The following is a 21,071-nucleotide window of genomic DNA, read 5'->3' as shown; positions in this document are numbered from 1 at the left end:
GCACCCTCAATCCGCGCTTGCACAAACTCGACGCTCCCTGAGCTCCCATTGACCACGGCTTGCAAAACTGCCGAGTGATCACTACCCTTAAGTTAGTTTTTCCACCGGAGATGCCATAAACATGGACCTGAACCTCGCCGCCTTCACCCCTTCGGTTTCGCTGCGAGAAGTTCTGCCATATGTTTGCATCTATTTCGCTGTCCGGCCTGTCTTGTCTCACGCCTGACGGCACACCGCTTTTCACCGACCTGAATCTGTCCTTCGGTCCCGAACGCACCGGCGTTGTCGGGCGCAATGGCACAGGCAAAAGCACCCTGCTACGGCTCATCTCTGGCGATCTTCGTCCTGGTTCGGGCCAGGTGCAGATTTCAGGCACCGTCGCAATGATGCGTCAGGAGGCGATGATCCGCCCTGACGATACCATCGCCGACCTGCTTGGTGTCCGGACCGCGCTGGCGGTGATCGACCGAGCCGAGGTGGGGCTTGCGGATGCCGACGAACTGGCCGATGCCGACTGGACCTTGCCCTCAAGGCTCGAGGCCGCCCTTATGCGCTGCGGCCTGTCTACTGATCCGCAGACGCCGCTGGCAACACTCTCTGGCGGACAGCGCAGTCGTGCCGCCCTTGCCGCCCTGATCCTTGCGGAGCCAGATTTCCTGCTTTTGGACGAACCGACCAACAATCTCGACCGCGAGGGACGCAGGGCGGTGATCGACCTCCTTCGGGGTTGGTCAGGCGGCGCAATCGTCGTCAGCCATGATCGTGAACTTCTGGAAGAAATGGATGCCATCATTGAGCTGACCTCGCTTGGGGCGACCCGATATGGGGGGAACTACAGCGCCTTCCGGCAGTGCAAAGACAGTGAACTGGAGGCCGCCGCCCGCGATCTTGCCCATGCAGAAAAAGCCCTTTCGGATGTTGCGCGTCGCGCACAGCAAGCGCGCGAGCGCAAGGCACGCAAAGACAGTGCCGGACACCGGGCGCGGGCCAAAGGCGATCAGCCCAAAATCCTGATGGACGCCGCCAAGGGCCGGGCGGAAGCCTCTGGCGGTGCGGGTGCGCGCTTGCGTGATGCCCGGCGCGAGGCAGCGGGCGAGGCGGTATCCACCGCGCGCAAGAAGATTGAAATCCTGCAGCCGCTGAGCATGGATATTCCCCCGACCGATCTTGCCCCCGGCAGGACTGTGCTGCGTCTGGATGGCGTGACCGGCGGATATGATCCCGCTCGCCCCATCATCAAAGACCTGTCGCTCACGGTCACCGGACCCGAACGTATCGCCATTTCCGGGCCAAACGGCAGCGGCAAGACGACACTTTTGAAGATCATCACCGGGCAGATCATGCCGCAATATGGGCGGGTGGAGCTGACCGTGCCGTTCGCGCTGCTGGATCAACATGCTGGATTGCTCGACCCTTCCAGCACGCTTCGCAATAACTTCCTGCACTTGAACCCGACGGCTGATCGCCATATGGCCCATGCCGCTCTGGCCCGGTTCAGGTTCCGTGCGGCGGATGCCTTGCGCCACCCAAGCGAATTGAGCGGAGGAGAGCGTCTCCGTGCCGGTCTGGCTTGCGCCCTTGGGGCCATGCCGCCGCCAATGTTGCTGATCCTTGACGAACCGACCAATCACCTCGACCTTGATGGGATGAACGCACTGGAGACTGCACTGGCTGCTTATGATGGTGCCGTTCTGGTGATCAGCCACGATAGCGCATTCCTCAGATCGCTCGCGCCAGATAGAACTGTTCATCTGGGGGAGTGAGGGTTTTATCCCGCAGAGTGATCAGACCAGCACGAGCTTTGCTACGGAGGCCCTGGACGGGAGGCTTTTGGGAAAGCCGCAGCGCAGCATCAAACCGCCTCCACCGGCAGCAAAGGGCCGTTCAGGGCGATGCTGCCCCACTAACGGGCGACCCAGCCTTGCTAATTACAGAGCTACACACGCTTAGGCCGCAACCTCCGGAAACCTGTCGCTTTAGATGCGTCGCAGCAATAAGCCGTCAAAATCCGTGTCGTTAGCAACACGCAACTGTGCCGCATTGGCCATATTGACACGCGATCTGCAAGCTTATGCTCAAAATCGGCACTCTTATGTTCCAATGACATGATTGTCTGGTGGAGCCGAGGGGAATCGAACCCCTGGCCTCGTCATTGCGAACGACGCGCTCTACCAACTGAGCTACGGCCCCATCGGCGATGAGAAATGGACCCGCCGAAAACTGATGTCAAGCCGGAAACTGGATCAGGATTTTACAGGATTGAAGGCAACAGTCTCTGCGCTGGAGCATACACGCGTGCGCCCCTAGCTCGTCACGTAATCACTCAGCCACCTCTGCACCAACCCGCTGCTCATCCCTTCACTCCTTGCGCAAATCGCACGATATCGGCCGCAGCGCGGGCGCCGGATTGGCGCGACACCTCGCGTCCTGCGCGAAAGGCGATCAGCGTCGGGATGCTGCGGATCTGCCATTTGGCGCCTGCGGCCTGATCGGCCTCGGTGTTCAGCTTGACCAGCCGCGCCTCGGTGCCAAGAAGCCGCGCGGCCTTCTCGAACTCGGGCGCCATCTGACGGCAGGGGCCGCACCAGGGCGCCCAGAAATCGACGATCAGAGGCACCTCATCAACGCGTGCCGCCTTCGCCAGGATCTGACCGTCAATGGCCCTGGGCTTCGGCGCGAACAGGGCCGCGCCGCAGGTGCCGCATTTGGGGTTCTCTGCGAACCGCTCGGACGGGACGCGATTGACCTGCCCGCATTCAAGGCAGCTGAGTTTTCTGGCCGTCATTCGACACCTCCTGTGCCCGACATCTGGGGTGCATGCCGGGCACTGGCAAGGGCTGGCTACTCGGCCGCCTCGGCATAGGCCTCCAAGGGCGGGCAGGTACAGATCAGGTTCCGGTCGCCATAGGCGTTGTCGACGCGGCCAACGGGCGGCCAGTATTTGTCGATGCGGAACGCTCCGGCCGGGAAGCAGCCCTGTTCGCGCGAATAGGGGCGGTCCCATTCGGCCACCAGATCCTCGACCGTATGCGGCGCGTGCCGAAGCGGCGAGGCCTCGGCGCTGATCCGGCCATCGGCCACATCCGTGATCTCATCCCGGATCGCCATGAAGGCGGTGATCAGGCGGTCGATCTCGGCCTTGGTCTCGGATTCCGTGGGCTCGACCATCAGGGTTCCGGCCACCGGCCAGCTCATGGTCGGTGCGTGGAAACCATTGTCGATCAACCGCTTGGCGATGTCGTCCACGGTCACGCCATGGGCGGCAAAGGGGCGCGTGTCGATGATGCATTCATGCGCCACGCGGCCACGGTTGCCCATGAACAGGATCGGATAGGCCCCGGCCAGACGGCTTGCGATATAGTTCGCATTCAGGATCGCCACCCGCGTCGCCTGCGTCAGCCCCTGCCCGCCCATCATCAGGATATAGGCCCAGGAAATCAGCAGGATCGAGGCCGACCCCCAGGGTGCCGCCGCCACCGCACCCGCATCGCCGCTGCGCGGATCGGCGGGTAGGAAAGGCGCCAGATGCGCCTTGACGCCGATCGGCCCCATGCCCGGACCGCCGCCGCCATGCGGAATGGCAAAGGTCTTGTGCAGGTTCAGGTGGCTGACGTCGCCGCCAATCTCGCCCGGCTTCACCAGTCCGACCAGCGCGTTCATGTTCGCGCCGTCGATATAGACCTGACCGCCGTGACGATGCGTGATGTCACAGACCTCGCGCACGGTATCCTCGAAGACGCCATGCGTGCTGGGATAGGTGATCATCACCGCCGCCAGCCGGTCGCCTGCCTTGGCGGCCTTCTCGGCGAAATCCTCGAGGTCGATGTCGCCGTTGGGCGCGGATTTCACCACGACCACCTGCATCCCCGCCATCTGCGCCGAGGCCGGGTTGGTCCCATGCGCCGACACCGGAATCAGGCAGATGTCCCGCTCTTCCCCGCGCGATTTGTGGTAATCGGCAATGGTCAGCAGCCCCGCATATTCGCCCTGCGCGCCGCTGTTCGGCTGCAGCGAGAAGGCGTCATAGCCGGTGATCTCGCACAGCTTCTCGGTCAGGTCGGCAAAGACCTCGTGATAGCCGGCGGCTTGATCCTCGGGTGCGAAGGGGTGCAGCGCGCCGAACTCGGGCCAGGTGATCGGCATCATTTCGGCTGCTGCGTTCAGCTTCATCGTGCACGAGCCCAGCGGAATCATCGCCCGGTCCAGCGCCAGATCACGGTCCGAGAGGCGGCGCATATAGCGCATCATCTCGGATTCCGCACGGTTCATGTGGAAGATCGGATGGGTCAGATAGTCCGTCTCGCGCAGCAGGTTCTCAGGGATCGCCGGGACCGTGGCCGAAACCGCCGGATCGGTGATCCCGAAAGCATCCAGTACCCGGGCGATCACGCCTGCATCCGTCGTCTCATCGACCGAGATCCCCACGCGGTCACGCCCCACCTTGCGCAGGTTGATGCCGCGATGACGCGCAGCCGCGAGGATCCCCTGCTGGCCCACGCCCACGCGGACGGTGATCGTGTCGAAGAAATGCTCGGGCTCGACAATCGCACCGGCCTCGCGCAGCGCATTGGCCAGCGTCACCGCATGCAGATGCACCCGCTGGGCAATCGCCCGCAAGCCTTCCGGCCCATGGAACACCGCATAAAACGACGCCATGACCGCCAGCAGCGCCTGCGCCGTGCACACGTTCGAGGTCGCCTTCTCGCGCCGGATATGCTGCTCGCGCGTCTGCAGCGACAGGCGATAGGCCTGATTGCCCTTCGCGTCGATCGAGACGCCGACGATCCGCCCCGGCATGGCGCGCTTCATCTCATCCTTGCAGGCCATGAAACCCGCATGCGGGCCCCCATAGCCCATCGGCACGCCGAATCGCTGAGCCGAGCCGATGGCGATATCCGCCCCCATCGCCGCAGGCTCTTTCAGCACGCAAAGCGCCAGCAGATCGGTGGCAAAGATCGCCACGGCCCCAGCGGCATGCAGGGCGGCCACTTCGGGGCTCAGATCGCGGACATGGCCGAAGGTGCCGGGATATTGGAAGATCGCGCCGAACACCTGCGCGGGGTCGCATTCCTCGGGCAGACCGCGAATGATCTCGATCCCCAGGGGCGCCGCCCGCGTCTCGATGACCGAGACGGTCTGCGGATGCAGGTTCTCGCTGACGAAAAAGCCCTTGGCCTTCGACTTGGCGACGCGCTGCGCCATGGCCATCGCCTCGGCCGCGGCCGTCGCCTCATCCAGCAACGAGGCATTGGCCACCGGCAGCCCGGTCAGATCGGCCACCATGGTCTGGAAGTTCAGCAGCGCCTCAAGCCGCCCCTGGGCGATCTCGGGCTGATAGGGAGTATAGGCGGTATACCAGGCGGGGTTTTCCAGAATGTTGCGCTGGATCGCGGGCGGCGTCACCGTGCCGAAATACCCCTGCCCGATCAGCGAGGTCATGACGCGGTTCTTCTCGGCCACCTCGCGCATGCGCTGCAAAAGCTCGGCCTCCGACAGCGCGGGCCAGTCCAGCGCCTCGGCCTGCCGGATGGCCTGAGGCACGGTCTGCTCGATCAGCGTCTCCAGCGCGTCGACGCCCACCGCCTTCAGCATCTCGGCCATCTCGGTGACCGACGGGCCGATGTGACGGCGGTTCGCAAAATCATCGGGGTTATAGTCGGTCAGGTTCCATTTGGTCATGATCAAGCGCCTTGATGCATCAGAATATTGACAAGATTGCCGTCAGACCCGCGCCAGAAAACCCGGCGCGGACCAAAAGCCTTGGGGACAGGGATCGCCAAACGACCCACCCTTCCCCGTCGAAAACACCCGGCTTCTTCGTTGCCCAAATACCCATGGCCCCGCGAAGCCGGAACCAAGCTCAGCCGATCAAGGCCTGATAGCCCGCATCATCCAGAAAACCCGACAGATCCGTGCCCGCCGCCGGTTTGATGCGGAAGAACCAGGCAGCCATCGCGTCATCATTGACCTGACCGGGCGTGTCGGACAGCGCCTCGTTCACCGCCGTGATCACGCCTGCGATGGGGGCCGAGATGTCCGAGGCCGCCTTCACCGACTCGATCACCACGATCTCCTCGCCCGCCTCGACCTCGCGGCCCACCTCGGGCAGGTCGATGAATACGACATCGCCCAGCTGCTCACTCGCATGTGCAGTGATGCCCACGACGATCTCCTCGCCATCCTGCTTCAGCCATTCGTGGTCTTCGGTGTATTTCAGCATGTTTGCCTCTTAGCGCTTGTAGTTCGGCTTGAAAAAAGGAAGGGCGACGACCTCGACCGGCAGGCGCTTGCCGCGCAGCTCGGCCCAGATCACGTCGCCGGGGGCAAGGCCCCGGGGCAGTTCGGCCATGGCGATGGGGCCGCCGACGCTGGGCCCGAACCCGCCCGAGCGGACCTTGCCAATCGCCTCACCACCCTCGTCGCCCGCGAAAAGCTCGACCCCCTCGCGGATCGGGGCGCGGCCCTGCGGGCGCAGGCCGGTGCGCAGCACGCGGGCACCCTCGGCCAGTTCGGCACCGATGGCCTCGGCTCCGGGGTATCCGCCCGCACGCGCGCCGCCGGGACGGCGCAGCTTCGGGATGGACCAGCCCAGACCCGCCCGCGCGGGCGAGGTCGCATCGTCCATGTCATTGCCATACAGCGGCAGACCCGCCTCCAGCCGCAGGCTGTCCCGCGCGCCAAGGCCGATCATCGCGACCTCGGGGAAGGCCAGCAGCGCCTCGGCCAGCCGGACGGCGTCTTTCGCAGGCACCGAAATCTCGTAGCCATCCTCGCCGGTGTAGCCCGAGCGTGTCAGCCACAGCGTCACACCCTGCCAATCGGCATCGCGCGCGTCCATGAAGGTCATCCTGGCCGCCTCAGGCACCAGCCGCGCCAGAACCTCGGCGGCCTCGGGCCCCTGAAGGGCCAGCAGCGCGCGGTCGGTCACCGGCTCGATGGTGACGCCCTGAAGGCCCTGCAGATGCGCCAGATCATGCTCGGCGCGCGAGGCGTTCACCACCAGCAGCAGATGGTCGCCCTTGTTGGCAATCATCAGATCGTCAAGGATGCCGCCTTCCGGGCCGGTGAACAGGCCATAGCGCTGCCGTCCGGGGGCAAGGCCCTGAATATCGGCGGGCACCAGCGTCTCAAGCACAGCCGCCGCATCGGCACCGCGCAGGATGATCTGGCCCATATGGCTGACATCGAACAGCCCCGCATGCGCGCGGGTGTGCAGATGCTCGGCCATGACCCCCAACGGGTATTGAACCGGCATTTCCCATCCGGCATAGGGCACCATCTTGGCCCCCTGGGCCAGGTGCAAATCGTATAGTGGTGTGCGCCGAAGTTCGGCCATGGCATCTCTCCCGGTGACGGACTGCTCCCGCCGTTAAGATGCCCCCTCTGTCCTCGCCCAATTCGGGCACCTGAGATCATTATCCCTTCGGTGGGCGGCCCGATTCTCCGCCTCTCTCCAGAGTTTTATGCGAAAAACGGTCTTTTTGCCTGAGAGTTTGCCGGGGCGGTTGCTCCTTCGGCCCTGACTTGCGCCAGTGTCTCCCGTTTTCCTACCAAAGTCGTAGCTGCGGGCGCGCATTCTGACAAGCAGATTTTTGGCCCCCTTGGCCTCGTTCCTTGCGCCGCCGGGCGCAAGCGACAATAGTTCAAGCCATCGGCATGCGGCAGGAACAGGCGATGATGCGCAATTTCGATCTCAGCTCCTGGCAAAGCATCCTGTCGACGCTGATCGGCATCGCGCTTTTCGCGCTGATCGGCATTGGCATCCGCATGCTCTTGATGATGACCATCCAGCAGCGGCGCGAGCGGATGAACCGGCAGATCAATGAGCGGCTGAAGGTGCTGATCGCGGCCTACAAGACGCTCGGCGGCTCTTTCACCGGCAAGCTTGCGGTCGATCCCACCCATCTGCGCGATCTGCGCGAACGCATGCAGCTTGAGGGCGAGGACACCCCCGGCCCCGAAGGCTCTGACCGGGCGCGGCGCATCCGCGACGCGGTCGAGGGCGCGCTGTCGGACATCCTGCTGCTGGGCACGGAAGAGCAGGTCCGGCTGGCCGATCGCGCCGCCCGCGAACTGGTCGAGGGCCGCCCGGTCGAGACCGCCGAGCTGGTCATCTCGCTACGCGATTTCATCCGCAAGGCGCTGGATCTGGACCCCATTCCGGCCAGCTTGCAGATCCCCCGTCAGGGTCCGACACGCCCCTCCTCGGGCAGCTCTGGCGGGCGAAAGGGGGACAGTTCGGGCAGTGGCCGTGGCGGCAACGCGGGCGGCGGAGGTGGCGGGGGCATGGCCATGGGAATGGGCGGAGGCATGGGCCTCGCCGCACACAGCCGCCCGGATGATGAGCCGCAGCAGCGCTAGCCGCGCGGGAAGACGAAGACCCGGTCGCGGCGCAACATCAGCCACATGGTCGTATCAGGCTTTGGCAGGAAGACCCCCGGCACCGTCGCGTTCAGCACGCTGCCGTCGTAATCCATGCGAAACTCGACCAGTGAATCTCGGCCCAGAAACCGCGCGCGGACCACGGTGCCATGCGCGGCCGTGCCGTTTTCAGCGGTGGGGACCGGGCCATGCCCGTTGCGGTGAAAGTCGATCTTCAGATGCTGCGGGCGAATGACGATCTCGACCTCGCGGCCATCGGGCACGCCGGGGGCCAGAAAATCGCCGAAGGGCGTCTTGGTCAGCGCGCCCTGCACCGTCCCGACCAGAATGTTGATGTCGGAAAAGAACGCCGCCGCCGCGCGGTCGACCGGAGCGTTATAGATATTGTAAGGCGCGCCACGCTGCACGATCCGCCCGTCGCGCATCAGCAGGATCTGGTCGGCCATGCGCATCGCCTCATGCGGCTCATGCGTGACCAGAAGGACCGCCGCGCCCGCATCCTTCAGGATCGCCAGCGTCTCATCGCGGATGCCGTCGCGCAGCCGCTCATCCAGACCCGAGAAGGGCTCGTCCATCAGCATGATGCTGGGGCGCGGCGCCAGCGCACGGGCCAAAGCGACCCGCTGCTGCTCACCCCCCGACAGCGCATGGGGATAGCTGTCGCGGTGGCGGGTCAGATGCACCTGATCCAGCAGTTCGGCCACCCGGTTGCGGTTGGCGCGCGCGCCGCCCTTCAGACCGAAGGCCACATTATCGGCCACGGACAGATGCGGAAACAGGGCGAAATCCTGAAACATCAGGCCGATCCCGCGCCGCTCGGGCGGGACGCGGGTGCCCGCGCCGCAGATAACGGAGCCGTCCACAAGGATCTGGCCGCTGTCCTGCATGTCGACGCCAGCGATCATCCGCAGCGTCGTCGACTTGCCGCAGCCCGAGGGGCCCAGCAGGCAGGCGACCTCGCCCGCGCGCACCTCGAACGAGGCGTCGTCCACCACGGTCTTGCCGTCGAAGATGCGGGTGAGGTTGCGGACCTCAAGGCGCGAAGCTGCGGCCATACGTACTTGCCGTCCGTTTCTGTCAAAGCGGTCCGGGCGTAACAGCCCGGCCCCCTTCTCGCAAGTCAGAGATCAGATCGCGCTGTTCGACGCGCCGCCATCCAGCAGGACGTTCTGCCCGATCATGAACCGCGCATGCTGGCTGCACATGAAAGCGCAGGTCGCGCCGAAATCCTCGGCCAGCCCATAGGTCCGCGTGGGGATCGAGGCTTCGCGCCGGATGCGCGCCTCCTCAAGGCTGATGCCCTCGGCCTTGGCGACGCCGGTATCAAGGCTGACCGCGCGGTCGGTCGCATGGATGCCCGGCAGCAGGTTGTTCACCGCGACGCCATGCGGTGCGACCTGCCGCGACATGCCCGCGACAAAGCCGGTCAGACCCGCCCGCGCCGTGTTCGACAGCCCCAGAACCGAGATCGGCGTGCGCACCGATTGCGAGGTGATGTTGACCACCCTGCCCCATTTCCGTTCGATCATGCCCGGCACCAGCGCCTGCATCAGCGCGATGGCGGTCAGCATATTGGCGTCGATGGCCTTGATGAAATCATCGCGCGACCAGTCGGTCCAGTTGCCCGGAGGCGGGCCGCCCGCATTGGTCACCAGAATATCGGCCTGCCCACCCAAAGCGTCCAGCACACGCGCGCGGCCTTCATCGGTGGTGATGTCAGCCGCGACCGGAGTGACCTTGACGCCATGTTTCGCGGCAATCTCGGCGGCGGTGGCCTCAAGCGCCTCGGCCCCGCGCGCGTTGATGACCAGATCGACCCCGGCTTCGGCCAAGGCCTCGGCACAGCCCCGGCCCAGGCCCTTCGATGCCGCACAGACCAGCCCGGTCTTGCCCCTGATACCCAGATCCATTGCGTTCCCTCCTGAATTTCGACGGCAAGGGAACCGCGAAGCCGCGTCTTTGTCCAGAGCGCGCGGTCAGAAACAGAGGATCTCGGCCTCGGCCTCGGCGCGGCGATAATGGGACAGAATGTCGGTCATCATCGCGCCCTGCCGGAACATGCCCGTGCGTTCGCCCGTGGTCTGGCGCATGCGCAGGACGGTCTCGGCGCTGACGTAATCATCATAGGGCAGGACGGTCGCGATCTGGTCGATGGCGCAAGAGCATTTGTCCAGAACATCGCGCGTCTGGCCGTTCGTCGCCATGCAGACGAAGACGTAATCGGCGCGCGCATTGGTGGGATAATCGTTGACCGCCTGCGCCCCGGCCATGCCCGCAAAGGCGGCCAGCGCAAAGGGCAGAAGAAGCACGGGTTTCATTTCATCACCAGTTCGTTGCGATAGGGCGGCTCTCCGCCCGGGGTCTGCGCGACCATGCGGGGAATGGGCTGACTGGGGTCCTTGAGGTAGAAGCGCAGCGTCAGATCCTTGAACGCGCCCATCCGGTCGGCGTTCGGGTCACCCGCGAAGGGCGTGAATTCGGCCACCTTGAAGCCGTCCTCTTCAAGGACCTTGCCGCCCCGGAACAGCGCATCTTTCAGCCGGTTGCGGATATAGAACGGGCTGCCGCCGGTGATCGCCGCCATGTCGCGCGAGGTGTTTTCCAGAAAGAAGACCAGCGTCGGATCGCCCGCCGAGACGGGGAACGGCCCGATCTTGCGATGCGCGCGGGTGCTTTCCTCGCTGAGTTGCAGCACCGTCGCGCCATCTGCGGGGTCCTTGACCTCTTCCAGCAACAGCTTGCCGTTCTGGACTGCGGTAAAGCCCGTCGCGGCGGGGCCTTCCTGCGTGATCACCCATTCGACGCCCTTGTCGCCCAACTGCCATGGCCCGCGTTCGGCAAAGACCAGATCGCCCGCCTCATCGGCCATGGCGGCTCCGCTGCCAAGCGCCAGAACCAGCGCCAGATTCTGAAGGAATTTCATCTTGCTCTCCCCTTCGGAAAACTTGCCCTTGCGGGGGGCGTTGCGAAAGTGCGCCGTTCGGGTCCTGCGCCTTTCGTCTTATGTGATCATGCTGCGCAGCATGCTTTGCAGATCCTCGGGGCGGACGGGCTTTTCCAGCACCGGCACGTCCATCTCCAGCCCCGCGCGGTGGATCTCGGGGTCGCGCCTGGCCGAGATGATGATCGCCGGGACCATCTGATGCACGGCGGCGCGCAATTCCCGAATGGCCTGCAGCCCGTTTTCGTCATTGTCGAGGTTGTAATCGGCGATGATCATGTCCGGCGGCTCTTCCCCGGTCAGGGCCAGCGCCTCGGCGATGCCGCCCGCGATGCGCGCGACCATGCCCAGCCGCTCGACCAGGATCAGCTGATAGGCACGGCGCATGGCGGTATCGTTTTCGATCACCAGCACGACCCGCCCCCGCAACGAGCTGCTGTTCTGATTCGGCTCATACAGGCCGCGTTCGGTTTCCGGCGTGACCGTGGGCAGGCTGACGCGGAAGACCGTGCCGCGCCCCGGCTCACTGTCCAGCGCGATGCGGTGGCCCAGCTTGGCGCAGGCCCGGCGCACGATCGAGAGGCCGAGGCCCATGCCCGGCGCGCCGCCTTCGCGGCCGACGCGCTGGAATTCGTCGAAGATGCGCGCGCGGTCGGGTGCGGCGATGCCGATGCCGGTGTCCAGCACCTCAAGCCAGGCGCGCCCGCCCCTGCGACGCACGCCCACCAGCACACCGCCCTTGTCGGTATATTTCAGCGCGTTGGACACGAGGTTCTGCGCGATCCGCCGCAAGAAGGTCGGGTCGCTTTCCACGATGGCCGAGGTCGGCGCGAAGCTGAGGCGCAGCCCCTTGCTTTCCGCCATCGGCGCATATTCGATGGCCAGCCGCCGGAACAGCTCGCTGAGATGCACGGGTTTCAGCTGGAATTCGATGCGCTGGCTGTCCAGTCGCGAGATGTCCAGTACCGCGTGCATCAGCTCTTCGACCGACTCGAAGGCCCCCGCCAGACGGCCTGTCAGCTCTTGCTGCAAAGGGTCCAGCTGGGTGTCACTGAGCGCCGACAGGAACAGCTTGGCCGCGCTCAGCGGTTGCAGCAGATCATGGCTCGCCGCACGCAGGAACCGGGTTTTCGAGCGGTTGGCCTCTTCGGCATGGGCCCGGGCGACGGCCAGTTCACGGTTGCGCTCGGACAGGTCCGCCATGGCCTTTTCCAGATCGCGGGTGCGGGCCTTGATCTCCTGCTCCAGCGCGGCGGCGGCCTGAAAGGTCGACCAGGCAGAGCCCCGGCTTTCCTCAAGCCGGTCCACGCGCGAGATCAGGACCTCGGAGATCTTCGACAGTTTCTGGACACGCCGGGCATCGCTGTCATCCGCCCTCAAAAGCATGCTCATGCGGATAACGGCGGCATCAGGGCCATGCCCACGAAGGTCTGGTTCACATGCATCCCGCTGTGTTGTTCGCCGAAAGTGTTGATCCCGGCGACCCGGTAGCGCGCGAACAGCTCGGACATCTGGCCCAGCATGCCGGCGCGCTGCAGCGCCAGGCGGCGCAGGATGCAGTCAAAGCCCAGCACCATCATCGGCGGTCGCGGCAAGGCGTCCAGCGCCTCGGCAAAGCCGCGCGTCATGTCGATGGCGCGGCCAAGGGTCAGCACATGGCCCGGCTCGATCCCCGACATCAGCTCCAGCCCGCCTTCGGGGGTGATGGCGCGGATGGCGCGGACGTGGTGGCGCTTGCCGGTGCGCAAAAGCAGCGGGCGGCGGGCGAATTCGGTCTGGTTCAGCACATCGACCGACAGGCCCGCCAGCCGCGCATATTCCTGCGCGGCGGGTTCGTCATTCAGGCGATAGATGATGCGGGCGTTGTTGTCGGCCTCGGTCACGACGGCGCGGCGGTCGGTCGGGCTGAAATGCGCGAAAGCGACCTCGGCCACGGCCAGATCGGTCTCGATCAGCAGAAACAGCGCCGAACCTGGCAGTTCGCGCCCGTCGACCACCTGATGCGTCGGCAGAAACCCCAGCCCATCCGCGGTTGAGCCGCCGACCATCGGCAGCCCCGGAATGGCGGCATCCAGCGTCGCGACCAGCACATCCTCTTGCTTGGCCTGCGCGTCAGCCAGCAGAACGCCGAACAGCGACCGGCGCGGATCGCGGTCGAATTCGGTGTGGAAGGCGCGCAGCTGCGTCATCCATTCCGACACCGGTACCTGCGCCTGATGGCGCAGCTCGCACACGCCGACGCGGAAGCTGGCGCTTGGAAAGCCAAGCGCGGTCACGGTTTCGACGCAATAGCCAGCCGGGCCGATCTCTCCGGCAGAGGAGCAACCGACGACCCGGCAATGGTCGGGCAGTTTGCATTTGAGCGAGGCGACCAGCGATTCGAGCCCCTGCGCGGGGCTGCCGAACAGCAGGACCAGCGCTGGATCAATCGGCGCCATGCCCTCGACCAGCAACGTCCGCAGGTCCGGCGCATTGGCGTCAGCCGAGATGGCGACCGGCGCGGGCGGCAAGGGCCGGTCGCCATTGCGCACCGGCCAACCCGCATGCATTCCCTGGTTCATCCAGCCTCGAACAGCCGCACGCTGTTGGCCAAGAGCACCGCCTGAGTCCGGCGGCGGGCGTTGATCTTGGACATGATCGCGGTGATGTGGGTCTTCACCGTGGCCTCGGCGATGGACAGCTCATAGCTGATTTCCTTGTTCGCCTTGCCCTGACAGATCAGCCGCAGGATCTTCATCTGCTGCGGCGTCAGGCTGGCGAAGCGGCGGGCCAGCTCGGTCCGGGCGTTGTCTTCGTCGCTGTCGCCGTCGGGCTGATAGCCGTCGGGGGTGACACGCTCGCCCTCCCACATGCGGCGCAGGCTGTCGACCAGCGCCTCGCGGCCAAGGGATTTGCTGATATAGCCCTGTGCACCCGCCGCCATCGCGGCCGAGATCATCGCGTTTTCCAGATCGGCCGAGATCATGGTGATCGGCACATCAGGAATCTGGCGGCGCAGCGTCACCAGCCCTTCCGAGCCCCGCGCATCCGGCAGATTCAGGTCCAGAATGACCGCATCGGGCGCGCCCTGATTGCGGATCTGTTCGACTGCGGCGGCCAGACTGCGCGCGGTGCGGACGTTCTTGAGGCCGAAGCTGATCTTCAGCGTCAGCGCCAATGCGTCACACATCAACGGGTGGTCGTCCACGATCAGAATTTCACGTACGCGATCCGCCGATAACCTGGGTACCGTTCCACGATCCTGCGCTTGCGCTGTAGCTGAGGTCATCGTTTCCCTCCCAAAAAACGAATGCGTCGGGGCACAATGGCCCTTATTCATATGGTATCTTAAGCCCCCCGACTGAAGGTGCAAGACTGCAGTTTCTTCGGCATAGGCGGATTTAAGACTTAGGTCGCATTGGCCTTGGAAGTCTGTCAGGACAGATTTGAACCACTCGGTCGAGGAGAAAAAACCGATGAATATCATGCGGCGCTTCGTCATGCTGGGGCTCATGTCGTTCGCGCTTGGCGCAGGCGTTTCAACCTCCGCGATAGCCGAAACACCTGAAATCAAGATCGGCACGCTTGAGAACGGCACCGTCAACTGGGAAATCGAGACAATTCGCCGCAGCGGCTTCGACAAGGCGAACGGCTTTTCGCTGCATCCGCTGATTCTGGCCGGGAACCCCGCCACGCAGGTCGCCATGAACGGCGGCGAGGTCGATACCATCGTCTCGGACTGGCTGTGGGTCGCCCAGCAGCGTTCGCGCGGGTCGGATTTCGTCTTCCTGCCTTATTCGACCGCCGTGGGCGGCGTCATGGTGCCCGCCGACAGCCCGGTGCAGAAGCTTTCGGACCTCTCGGGCAAGAAAATCGGCATCGCCGGTGGTCCCGTCGACAAAAGCTGGCTGATCCTGCGCGCATGGTCGCGTGAAAAGGACGGCAAGGACATCGCCGAGACCTCCGAGCAGGTCTTCGGCGCGCCCCCGATGATCATGAACGCCGCCGAGACCGGCGAGGTCGATGCCGCCATCAACTTCTGGCATTTCCAGGCCAAGATGCAGGCCGCCGGCATGCGCGAGATCATCAATGTCGAGACCGCCGCCAAGGATCTGGGTCTTGATCCGACGACGCCGCTTCTGGGCTATGTGCTGCGCGAAAGCTGGATCGCCGAACACCCCGAATTGGCCAAGGGGCTGGCACAGGCCTCGAAACAGGCCAAGGAACTGCTGGCGACCGACGATGCCGCGTGGGAGGCCCTGCGCCCCCTGATGAACGCCAAGGATGACGCCGAATTCATCGCGCTGCGCGATGGCTGGCGCGCGGGCATTCCCGCACCCGGTCCGGTGAATGTCGAGAATGCCCGCAAGATGTTCGCCACCATGGCCGCATTGGGCGGGGAAGAGCTGACAGGCGGCGTCGCCGACCTGCCTGACGGGTTGTTCTGGCAGAGTGAATAAGGCCGAGGTCAAAACCCGCGTCACACCCCCCGGACTTGTGCCCGGGGTGGTGTCGATTGCGCTGATGCTGCTGGTCTGGACGGTCGCCTCGCAGATGACCGACCGCCCGCAGACGCTGCCCGCCCCCTGGCAGGTGGCGGCGCGCATCTATGCGCTGGCCGCCTCGGGCGAGCTTTGGTTCCATGCAGGCATGACGCTTTACCGCGTCGCCTGCAGCTTCGCGCTGGCCATGGTCGTCGGCACCGCTCTGGGCCTGTGGATGGGCCGCAGCCGGAGCGCCGACCAATGGCTGAACCCGGCGCTGATCATCATGCTGAACGTCCCGGCGCTGGTCGTCATCGTGCTGAGCTATATCTGGATCGGCCTCAATGAGACCGCCGCGATCATCGCCGTCGCGCTGAACAAGATCCCCGTGGTCACCGTCATGATCCGCGAGGGCACGCGCGCCCTGCGCCCCGATCTGGACGAGATGGCCGCCGCCTTCCGCATGTCGCGCATGGACCGGCTGCGCCATGTCGTGCTGCCCCAGCTTGCGCCGCAGATCGCCGCGTCCGCCCGCGCCGGGATCTCGTTGATCTGGAAGATCGTGCTGGTGGTCGAGTTTCTGGGCCGCTCGAACGGGGTGGGCTTCAAGCTGCACATGCTGTTTTCCAGCTTCGACGTCGCGGGCGTGCTGGCCTGGGCGCTGGCCTTCGTCGCCGTCATGCTGGCCATCGACCTACTGATCCTGCGCCCGTGGGAGGCCCGCGCCAATCGCTGGAGGTCGGATGCAGCTTGACCTCATCGGCAAATCCTATGGCCCCAATCAGGTGCTGGGGCCGATCCGGCTGTCGCTGACGCGCGGGCAGCGGCTGGCGATCCTTGGCCCCTCGGGCATGGGGAAATCGACGCTTCTGCGCATCGTGGCGGGGCTTGATCCGCAGTTCAGCGGCAGCATCACCGGCGATGACCGGCTGGCGCTGATCTTTCAGGAACCGACGCTGCTGCCCTGGCGCAATGCAACGCAGAACATCACCATTCCCACCGGCTGCTCGGTCGCGCAGGCGCATGAATGGATGGCGCGCGTGGGCCTGCCCGCGCATCACAACCACTTCCCCCGGCAGATGTCGCTGGGCCAGCAACGGCGGCTGGCCCTGGCCCGCGCCTTTGCCGCACAGCCCGATATCCTGCTGATGGATGAGCCCTTCGCCTCACTGGACGGCGAGACGGCGGCCCGCATGATCGCCCTGACCAGTGAACTGCTGTCAGGCACCGGCGCGGGGCTTTTGCTGGTCACCCACGACCCGAATGAGGCGCGCGCGCTAGAGGCCCGCCCGCTGCGGCTGGGCGGCAACCCGGCACAGATCCAAGGCTAGAACGACTTGTCCCAGACGCGGCCTTCGGTGTCCTGCGCATGCACCGTCACCGCGCCCTCGGGGGCGCCATAGGCGAAGCGGAACACCGGATCCTCGGAAATCGAGATCCCGGCATCCATGGTGAACAGCGGCTGGTCGCCCTGCTTGACCTCCAGCGTCTGGATGAACTCGGCCGGGATGGTCAGCAGGGTCAGCTGGTCGCGCTGCAGGCCCGAGAAATTCGGGTGCCGGATCATCAGCGTGCCAATATCGCGGCCCGCATCCTCGCCCTCGCCCGCAGCGGTGCGATAGCGCATCTCGCCCATGGTCTTGCGCACGTCGTCCATGCTTTTCCCGGCGGGCGCGGCGCAGCCGCCCGAGGCCTTGACGAAACGCCCGGCCATGACCTTGCGCCCGTCCTCCAGCGTGGCGATGGCGCGCAGGTCGGAATAGGCGTCAACGCGGACGCGCACCTCGAAATCCAAGGGCATCAGCGCCTTGCCAAAGGTGAACTCGGCGGCGACCGGCGCGGGGTTCTGGTCGATCACCAGCGCCAGCGCAGTGATCGCGGGCGCGCCCTCGGGCTGGGTGATGCGGACAGGCACGAAGGCCGGGTTGTCGGCGCGCGGCGGCGCATCCAGCAGCAGCACGCCCGCGTCCAGCGGAGGCTCATCATCCGTGCCGATCACACTAAGGCGGATGTCGTCCCAAGTCGGCGAGGGTTGCAGCGGATTGCGGATCTCGGCGTCTTCGGCCAGTGCGGGCGCGGCCAGCAGCAGGGCAAAGGCAAGGGTCAGGGCCTTCATGCGCGCGTCTCCTTTGGCATCCGCCGATAGACCAGCGCCACATCCTCGCTGACGGCATCCTGCTGCGCCTGCGCCTTCAGGACCGGATTCAGGGGCGAGCGTGAACAGACGGGATCGGTCGCGGTCGGATCACCGGCCAGGGCCATGGCCTGACAGCGACAACCGCCGTAATCGATCTCTCGCCGGTCGCAACTGGCGCAGGGCTCGGGCAGCCATGCGGTGCCGCGGAAGGCGTTGAAGGCGCGGCCATTGTACCAGATTTCAGCCAATGAGCGGGCGCGAATATTGTCAAATTCCAGCGACTGGATGGTCTGCGCGGCATGGCAGGGCAGCACCGTGCCATCGGGCGCGATGTTGATCCCGGTCGAGGCCCAGCCGCCCATGCAGCTTTTCGGGAAGGTCGCGTGATGATCAGCGGGGACATAGTCGATGACCATGCGCCCGCGCAGCCGCAGCCGCGCCTCGTTCACCACCTTTCGCGCCTCGGCCGCCTGTTCCAGCGTCGGCATCAAGGGGCGGCGGTTCAGGTCGGCCCAGCCGTGGAACTGGACGGTCGCGACCTCGATCCGGCGACAGCCCAGACGCTCGGCCAGGTCGATCATCTCGGGCAGGCGGTCAAGGTTCTGGCGATGCACCACCGCGTTCAGGGTCAGCGGGAAACCGATCTCTCCGATCCATTCGGCCACCTGCATCTTGCGGGCGAAACTGCCGGTATAGCCGCCGATCCAGTCGGCCATCTCGGCGTCGATGCCCTGCAGCGACAGCTGGATATGTTCGACCCCCGCCGCATCCAGATCGCGCAGCCGCGCCTGCGTCAGCCCGATCCCCGAGGTGATCAGGTTGACGTAAAGCCCGGCATCGCGGGCCGAGGCCGCAATCTCGGCCAGATCGCGGCGCGAGGCGGGCTCGCCGCCCGACAAATGCACCTGCAACACCCCCATCGCGGCGGCCTGCTGAAAGACATCGGCCCATTCGGCGGCCGAAAGCTCGCTGTTGACCCGCGTGAGTTCCACCGGGTTCGAGCAATAGGGGCAGGCCAGCGGACAGCGATGCGTCAGTTCCGCCAGCATCGCCATGGGCGCGCGGGCACTGACCGGGTTTCCAAGGATGTCGTGGCCGCCGATGTCGTCCATCACGCCCCCCTTGCGCCGGATTCGCGCAGAAACACCATGCGCCGGTCGATCAGCCCGGTCAGGAATTCCCGCATGTCCTGCCCGACCTGCTCGGCCGGGGCCTGATAGCGCGCCGCCAGTTCCGCGATCAGATCGCCCAGCGTGCGCGCGCCGTCGAGTTCCGACAGGATCGCATCCCCCACCGGGTCCAGCGAGATCGCGCGTTCCGGCGCCAGAAGCACGCGGATGCCGCGCACCTTGTCATCGTGAAGCCGCACGCCGCGCGGCAGATAGGGCACGCAATCGTCGGGCAGCGAGGGCGCGGTCATGCGCCGGCCTGCGCGCGGGCCATGCCCTCGCCGGGACGCCATGCACCGGGGGGCGTGTTGCCTTCCACATAGCCGTTCCACAGCGCGTCCAGCTGCGCCCAAAGCACGTCGGTCTTGAAGCTCAGCGCGGCGGCAGCGGCATCCTGCTTTTCCAGCGTATCGGCGTGATCCAGCACGTAATTCAGGCCGAATGCCACGTCCTTCGGGGCCTCGGACAGACGGCGCTTGAAATAGGACAGACTGGTGTCATCGGCGAAATCATAGTGCTGCAGCAGCCCCTCGATCCGCTGGGCATGGATTTTCGGGGCAAACATCTCGGTCAGGCTGGCAGCGACCGCATCCAGCAGCGGCATGTCGCGAACAAAGCGGACATAGGCGTCGACGGCGAAGCGCGTCGCGGCCATCACGCCCTTGCCGCTGGCGACATAATCGGGGTCCAGCCCCACAGCCTGCGCCAGCGCCAGCCAGCGCCGGATGCCGCCGCCCTCATCGACGCCGCCGTCATGATCTTCGATCCGGGAACGCCAGATGCGGCGCAGTTGCGGATCCTCGACCCGCGACAGGAAGGCCGCATCTTTCATGGGAATGCGGGACTGGTATTGCCAGCGGTTGATGACCCAGGCCCGCACCTCATCGGGAGAGCACTGGCCACCATGCAGACGCGCATGGAACGGGTGCAGGTCGTGATAGCGCTCGGCCCCGATCTGGCGCAGGCGCGCCTCGAATTCGGACCGGGGCTGGGGCTGCGCCCTGCCCGAGGGGTGTTCGGCGAAAGGGGCGGACGCAGCGGGCTGTGTCATGGGGCGATTTCCATTCCATCATGGCCGACATCCCAGCCCGCCGCGCGCACCAAAGCGGTTTCGCTGCTGAACGGGTCGGTCAGCGGGTTCGAGTTGTTCACATGCACAAAGATGCGCCGCCCCACCGGCACATCGGCCAGCGCATCAAGGCTTCCATCACTGCCCGAGACCGGGATATGGCCCATCCGCCGCCCGGTCTTCTTGCCCAGACCCGCGACGATCATCTCATCATCCGTCCACAGCGTGCCGTCGAACAGCAGCGCGTCTGCCCCGCCGATTCGCTGGATCAGCCAGTCGGGCATGGTGGCGCAGCCGGGGATGTAAAGGACGCGGTGCCGCTCAGAGCGCAGCTCGACGCCGACGGTCTGCTCTCCGATCAGTTGGGTGTCGACGCTTTCGCCTTCCTCAAGGTACAGCGGCACCTTGCCGGGAACGGCGAACAGCGCGGCGTGCAGGCCGGGCACCAGCTCGAACGGGGTATCAAGGGTGATGGTGCTGCGCCGGACCATTTCGGGGTTCATCACCTGAAACACGGGGTTGTCGTCCAGCATGTCATGGATGGTGCGCGTGGCAAACAGCCTGAATTTCTGGCTTTCGCGCAGCGTCAGCAGCCCCGCCACATGGTCGATGTCGCCATTCGTCACCAGAACCGAGCGAATGGGCGACTTGCGCAGGCCCGTCGGATGCAGCGCCGGGGTCGCGGCCAGTTGCGCGCGCAGGTCGGGCGAGGCGTTGATCAGCGCCCAGCTGCGCCCGTCGGCGGAGACGGCAATGCCGCTTTGGCTCATCGCCGGGATACGTCCGGCGCGTGCCGCGTCACAATTCCCGCATCCACAATTCCACTGCGGGGTTCCGCCGCCCGCACCGGTACCAAGGATCACAATACGCATCTGGACCCGATCCATAAAATAAAAAGGGTCCCGCCCGT

21 protein-coding genes, 1 tRNA gene and 1 riboswitch are annotated in these 21,071 nt (G+C 65.5%); of the genes, 5 read left to right on the top strand and 17 right to left on the bottom strand.

Going from position 1 to position 21,071, the window contains the following annotated elements:
* Nucleotides 1-179: 179 nt before the first annotated feature.
* On the top strand, nt 180-1,763 hold the full coding sequence (locus tag IQ24_RS11120; RefSeq protein WP_145398027.1) for an ABC-F family ATP-binding cassette domain-containing protein: 1,584 nt from the start codon (nt 180-182) through the stop codon (nt 1,761-1,763).
* A 351-nt stretch (nt 1,764-2,114) separates the two neighbouring features.
* On the opposite strand, the gene IQ24_RS11115 is transcribed toward IQ24_RS11120, so the two are convergent.
* From IQ24_RS11115 to gcvT, 5 genes are all read right to left on the bottom strand, one after another.
* A tRNA-Ala gene (locus tag IQ24_RS11115) sits at nt 2,115-2,190 on the bottom strand.
* Between the two features lie 160 nt (nt 2,191-2,350).
* Complete coding sequence (trxC, locus tag IQ24_RS11110; protein WP_145398026.1) at nt 2,351-2,785, bottom strand: thioredoxin TrxC; 435 nt, start codon at nt 2,783-2,785, stop codon at nt 2,351-2,353.
* A 56-nt stretch (nt 2,786-2,841) separates the two neighbouring features.
* Complete coding sequence (gene gcvP / locus IQ24_RS11105) at nt 2,842-5,679, bottom strand: aminomethyl-transferring glycine dehydrogenase (protein WP_145398025.1); 2,838 nt, start codon at nt 5,677-5,679, stop codon at nt 2,842-2,844.
* Between the two features lie 181 nt (nt 5,680-5,860).
* Nucleotides 5,861-6,220, bottom strand: coding sequence for a glycine cleavage system protein GcvH (gene gcvH / locus IQ24_RS11100; protein ID WP_145398024.1), 360 nt, complete (start codon nt 6,218-6,220; stop codon nt 5,861-5,863).
* Nucleotides 6,221-6,229: 9 nt separating this feature from the next.
* A complete protein-coding gene (gene gcvT / locus IQ24_RS11095; protein ID WP_145398023.1) occupies nt 6,230-7,336 on the bottom strand; it encodes a glycine cleavage system aminomethyltransferase GcvT in 1,107 nt (368 codons plus the stop codon).
* Between the two features lie 127 nt (nt 7,337-7,463).
* A riboswitch (glycine riboswitch) is annotated at nt 7,464-7,552 on the bottom strand.
* 122 nt (nt 7,553-7,674) lie between these two features.
* Here gcvT and IQ24_RS11090 point away from each other — a divergent pair.
* Nucleotides 7,675-8,361, top strand: coding sequence for a hypothetical protein (locus IQ24_RS11090; protein WP_242008093.1), 687 nt, complete (start codon nt 7,675-7,677; stop codon nt 8,359-8,361).
* On the opposite strand, the gene IQ24_RS11085 is transcribed toward IQ24_RS11090, so the two are convergent.
* The 7 genes from IQ24_RS11085 to IQ24_RS11055 form a co-directional block, all read right to left on the bottom strand.
* Nucleotides 8,358-9,437 carry an ABC transporter ATP-binding protein gene (locus IQ24_RS11085; protein ID WP_145398022.1) on the bottom strand — a complete coding sequence of 360 codons (1,080 nt, stop codon included), beginning with the start codon at nt 9,435-9,437 and terminating at the stop codon, nt 8,358-8,360. The two genes, IQ24_RS11090 and IQ24_RS11085, sit on opposite strands and share 4 nt — an antisense overlap.
* A gap of 72 nt (nt 9,438-9,509) precedes the next feature.
* Entirely contained in the window at nt 9,510-10,292 is a 783-nt protein-coding gene (locus IQ24_RS11080) for an SDR family oxidoreductase (protein ID WP_145398021.1), read from the bottom strand.
* A gap of 66 nt (nt 10,293-10,358) precedes the next feature.
* Nucleotides 10,359-10,700, bottom strand: coding sequence for a hypothetical protein (locus tag IQ24_RS11075; RefSeq protein WP_145398020.1), 342 nt, complete (start codon nt 10,698-10,700; stop codon nt 10,359-10,361).
* Entirely contained in the window at nt 10,697-11,305 is a 609-nt protein-coding gene (locus tag IQ24_RS11070) for a hypothetical protein (RefSeq protein WP_145398019.1), read from the bottom strand. The genes IQ24_RS11075 and IQ24_RS11070 overlap by 4 nt, the downstream gene beginning before the upstream one ends.
* A gap of 78 nt (nt 11,306-11,383) precedes the next feature.
* On the bottom strand, nt 11,384-12,709 hold the full coding sequence (locus tag IQ24_RS11065) for an ATP-binding response regulator (protein ID WP_145398136.1): 1,326 nt from the start codon (nt 12,707-12,709) through the stop codon (nt 11,384-11,386).
* 2 nt (nt 12,710-12,711) lie between these two features.
* Nucleotides 12,712-13,872: an FIST N-terminal domain-containing protein gene (locus IQ24_RS11060; protein ID WP_242008089.1), complete on the bottom strand. Its 1,161-nt coding sequence runs from the start codon at nt 13,870-13,872 to the stop codon at nt 12,712-12,714.
* 8 nt (nt 13,873-13,880) lie between these two features.
* Nucleotides 13,881-14,591, bottom strand: a complete 711-nt coding sequence (locus IQ24_RS11055) for a response regulator transcription factor (protein ID WP_145398017.1) — start codon at nt 14,589-14,591, stop codon at nt 13,881-13,883.
* A gap of 187 nt (nt 14,592-14,778) precedes the next feature.
* On the opposite strand from IQ24_RS11055, the gene IQ24_RS11050 reads away from it, so the two are divergent.
* The 3 genes from IQ24_RS11050 to IQ24_RS11040 all read left to right on the top strand — a co-directional run bounded on the left by IQ24_RS11050 (nt 14,779) and on the right by IQ24_RS11040 (nt 17,117).
* Nucleotides 14,779-15,762: an ABC transporter substrate-binding protein gene (locus IQ24_RS11050; RefSeq protein ID WP_145398016.1), complete on the top strand. Its 984-nt coding sequence runs from the start codon at nt 14,779-14,781 to the stop codon at nt 15,760-15,762.
* Nucleotides 15,763-15,826: 64 nt separating this feature from the next.
* Nucleotides 15,827-16,540: an ABC transporter permease gene (locus tag IQ24_RS11045; RefSeq protein ID WP_145398135.1), complete on the top strand. Its 714-nt coding sequence runs from the start codon at nt 15,827-15,829 to the stop codon at nt 16,538-16,540.
* Nucleotides 16,530-17,117, top strand: a complete 588-nt coding sequence (locus IQ24_RS11040) for an ATP-binding cassette domain-containing protein (RefSeq protein ID WP_145398015.1) — start codon at nt 16,530-16,532, stop codon at nt 17,115-17,117. The genes IQ24_RS11045 and IQ24_RS11040 overlap by 11 nt, the downstream gene beginning before the upstream one ends.
* Here the strand turns inward: IQ24_RS11040 and IQ24_RS11035 are convergent.
* From IQ24_RS11035 to pqqB, 5 genes are read right to left on the bottom strand one after another with little or no spacing between them, the layout of a single operon-like run.
* The gene (locus tag IQ24_RS11035; protein ID WP_145398014.1) at nt 17,114-17,902 is read right to left on the bottom strand and encodes a quinoprotein dehydrogenase-associated SoxYZ-like carrier; all 789 of its coding nucleotides are present in this window, start codon (nt 17,900-17,902) and stop codon (nt 17,114-17,116) included. The two genes, IQ24_RS11040 and IQ24_RS11035, sit on opposite strands and share 4 nt — an antisense overlap.
* Entirely contained in the window at nt 17,899-19,035 is a 1,137-nt protein-coding gene (gene pqqE, locus IQ24_RS11030) for a pyrroloquinoline quinone biosynthesis protein PqqE (RefSeq protein WP_145398013.1), read from the bottom strand. Before pqqE ends, IQ24_RS11035 begins: the two co-directional genes overlap by 4 nt.
* Nucleotides 19,035-19,343: a pyrroloquinoline quinone biosynthesis peptide chaperone PqqD gene (pqqD, locus tag IQ24_RS11025; protein WP_145398012.1), complete on the bottom strand. Its 309-nt coding sequence runs from the start codon at nt 19,341-19,343 to the stop codon at nt 19,035-19,037. The genes pqqE and pqqD overlap by 1 nt, the downstream gene beginning before the upstream one ends.
* Nucleotides 19,340-20,143 carry a pyrroloquinoline-quinone synthase PqqC gene (gene pqqC, locus IQ24_RS11020; RefSeq protein ID WP_145398011.1) on the bottom strand — a complete coding sequence of 268 codons (804 nt, stop codon included), beginning with the start codon at nt 20,141-20,143 and terminating at the stop codon, nt 19,340-19,342. The genes pqqD and pqqC overlap by 4 nt, the downstream gene beginning before the upstream one ends.
* Entirely contained in the window at nt 20,140-21,033 is an 894-nt protein-coding gene (gene pqqB, locus IQ24_RS11015) for a pyrroloquinoline quinone biosynthesis protein PqqB (RefSeq protein WP_145398010.1), read from the bottom strand. Before pqqB ends, pqqC begins: the two co-directional genes overlap by 4 nt.
* Nucleotides 21,034-21,071 lie beyond the last annotated feature (38 nt).

Source organism: Paracoccus sulfuroxidans, from assembly GCF_007830335.1.
In the GTDB taxonomy this organism is placed as follows: Bacteria; Pseudomonadota; Alphaproteobacteria; order Rhodobacterales; family Rhodobacteraceae; genus Paracoccus; species Paracoccus sulfuroxidans.
The sequence above is the reverse complement of the archived record's forward strand: the minus strand, read 5'-3'. Positions and strand labels throughout refer to the sequence as shown.

Bases quoted from the DNA above. Each gene is read 5' to 3' on its own strand.
- IQ24_RS11120 (WP_145398027.1), top strand. From the start codon at position 180: ATGTTTGCATCTATTTCGCTGTCCGGCCTGTCTTGTCTCACGCCTGAC.
- trxC (WP_145398026.1), bottom strand. From the start codon at position 2,785: ATGACGGCCAGAAAACTCAGCTGCCTTGAATGCGGGCAGGTCAATCGC.
- gcvP (WP_145398025.1), bottom strand. From the start codon at position 5,679: ATGACCAAATGGAACCTGACCGACTATAACCCCGATGATTTTGCGAAC.
- gcvH (WP_145398024.1), bottom strand. From the start codon at position 6,220: ATGCTGAAATACACCGAAGACCACGAATGGCTGAAGCAGGATGGCGAG.
- gcvT (WP_145398023.1), bottom strand. From the start codon at position 7,336: ATGGCCGAACTTCGGCGCACACCACTATACGATTTGCACCTGGCCCAG.
- IQ24_RS11090 (WP_242008093.1), top strand. From the start codon at position 7,675: ATGATGCGCAATTTCGATCTCAGCTCCTGGCAAAGCATCCTGTCGACG.
- IQ24_RS11085 (WP_145398022.1), bottom strand. From the start codon at position 9,437: ATGGCCGCAGCTTCGCGCCTTGAGGTCCGCAACCTCACCCGCATCTTC.
- IQ24_RS11080 (WP_145398021.1), bottom strand. From the start codon at position 10,292: ATGGATCTGGGTATCAGGGGCAAGACCGGGCTGGTCTGTGCGGCATCG.
- IQ24_RS11075 (WP_145398020.1), bottom strand. From the start codon at position 10,700: ATGAAACCCGTGCTTCTTCTGCCCTTTGCGCTGGCCGCCTTTGCGGGC.
- IQ24_RS11070 (WP_145398019.1), bottom strand. From the start codon at position 11,305: ATGAAATTCCTTCAGAATCTGGCGCTGGTTCTGGCGCTTGGCAGCGGA.
- IQ24_RS11065 (WP_145398136.1), bottom strand. From the start codon at position 12,709: ATGCTTTTGAGGGCGGATGACAGCGATGCCCGGCGTGTCCAGAAACTG.
- IQ24_RS11060 (WP_242008089.1), bottom strand. From the start codon at position 13,872: ATGCATGCGGGTTGGCCGGTGCGCAATGGCGACCGGCCCTTGCCGCCC.
- IQ24_RS11055 (WP_145398017.1), bottom strand. From the start codon at position 14,591: ATGACCTCAGCTACAGCGCAAGCGCAGGATCGTGGAACGGTACCCAGG.
- IQ24_RS11050 (WP_145398016.1), top strand. From the start codon at position 14,779: ATGAATATCATGCGGCGCTTCGTCATGCTGGGGCTCATGTCGTTCGCG.
- IQ24_RS11045 (WP_145398135.1), top strand. From the start codon at position 15,827: ATGCTGCTGGTCTGGACGGTCGCCTCGCAGATGACCGACCGCCCGCAG.
- IQ24_RS11040 (WP_145398015.1), top strand. From the start codon at position 16,530: ATGCAGCTTGACCTCATCGGCAAATCCTATGGCCCCAATCAGGTGCTG.
- IQ24_RS11035 (WP_145398014.1), bottom strand. From the start codon at position 17,902: ATGAAGGCCCTGACCCTTGCCTTTGCCCTGCTGCTGGCCGCGCCCGCA.
- pqqE (WP_145398013.1), bottom strand. From the start codon at position 19,035: ATGGACGACATCGGCGGCCACGACATCCTTGGAAACCCGGTCAGTGCC.
- pqqD (WP_145398012.1), bottom strand. From the start codon at position 19,343: ATGACCGCGCCCTCGCTGCCCGACGATTGCGTGCCCTATCTGCCGCGC.
- pqqC (WP_145398011.1), bottom strand. From the start codon at position 20,143: ATGACACAGCCCGCTGCGTCCGCCCCTTTCGCCGAACACCCCTCGGGC.
- pqqB (WP_145398010.1), bottom strand. From the start codon at position 21,033: ATGCGTATTGTGATCCTTGGTACCGGTGCGGGCGGCGGAACCCCGCAG.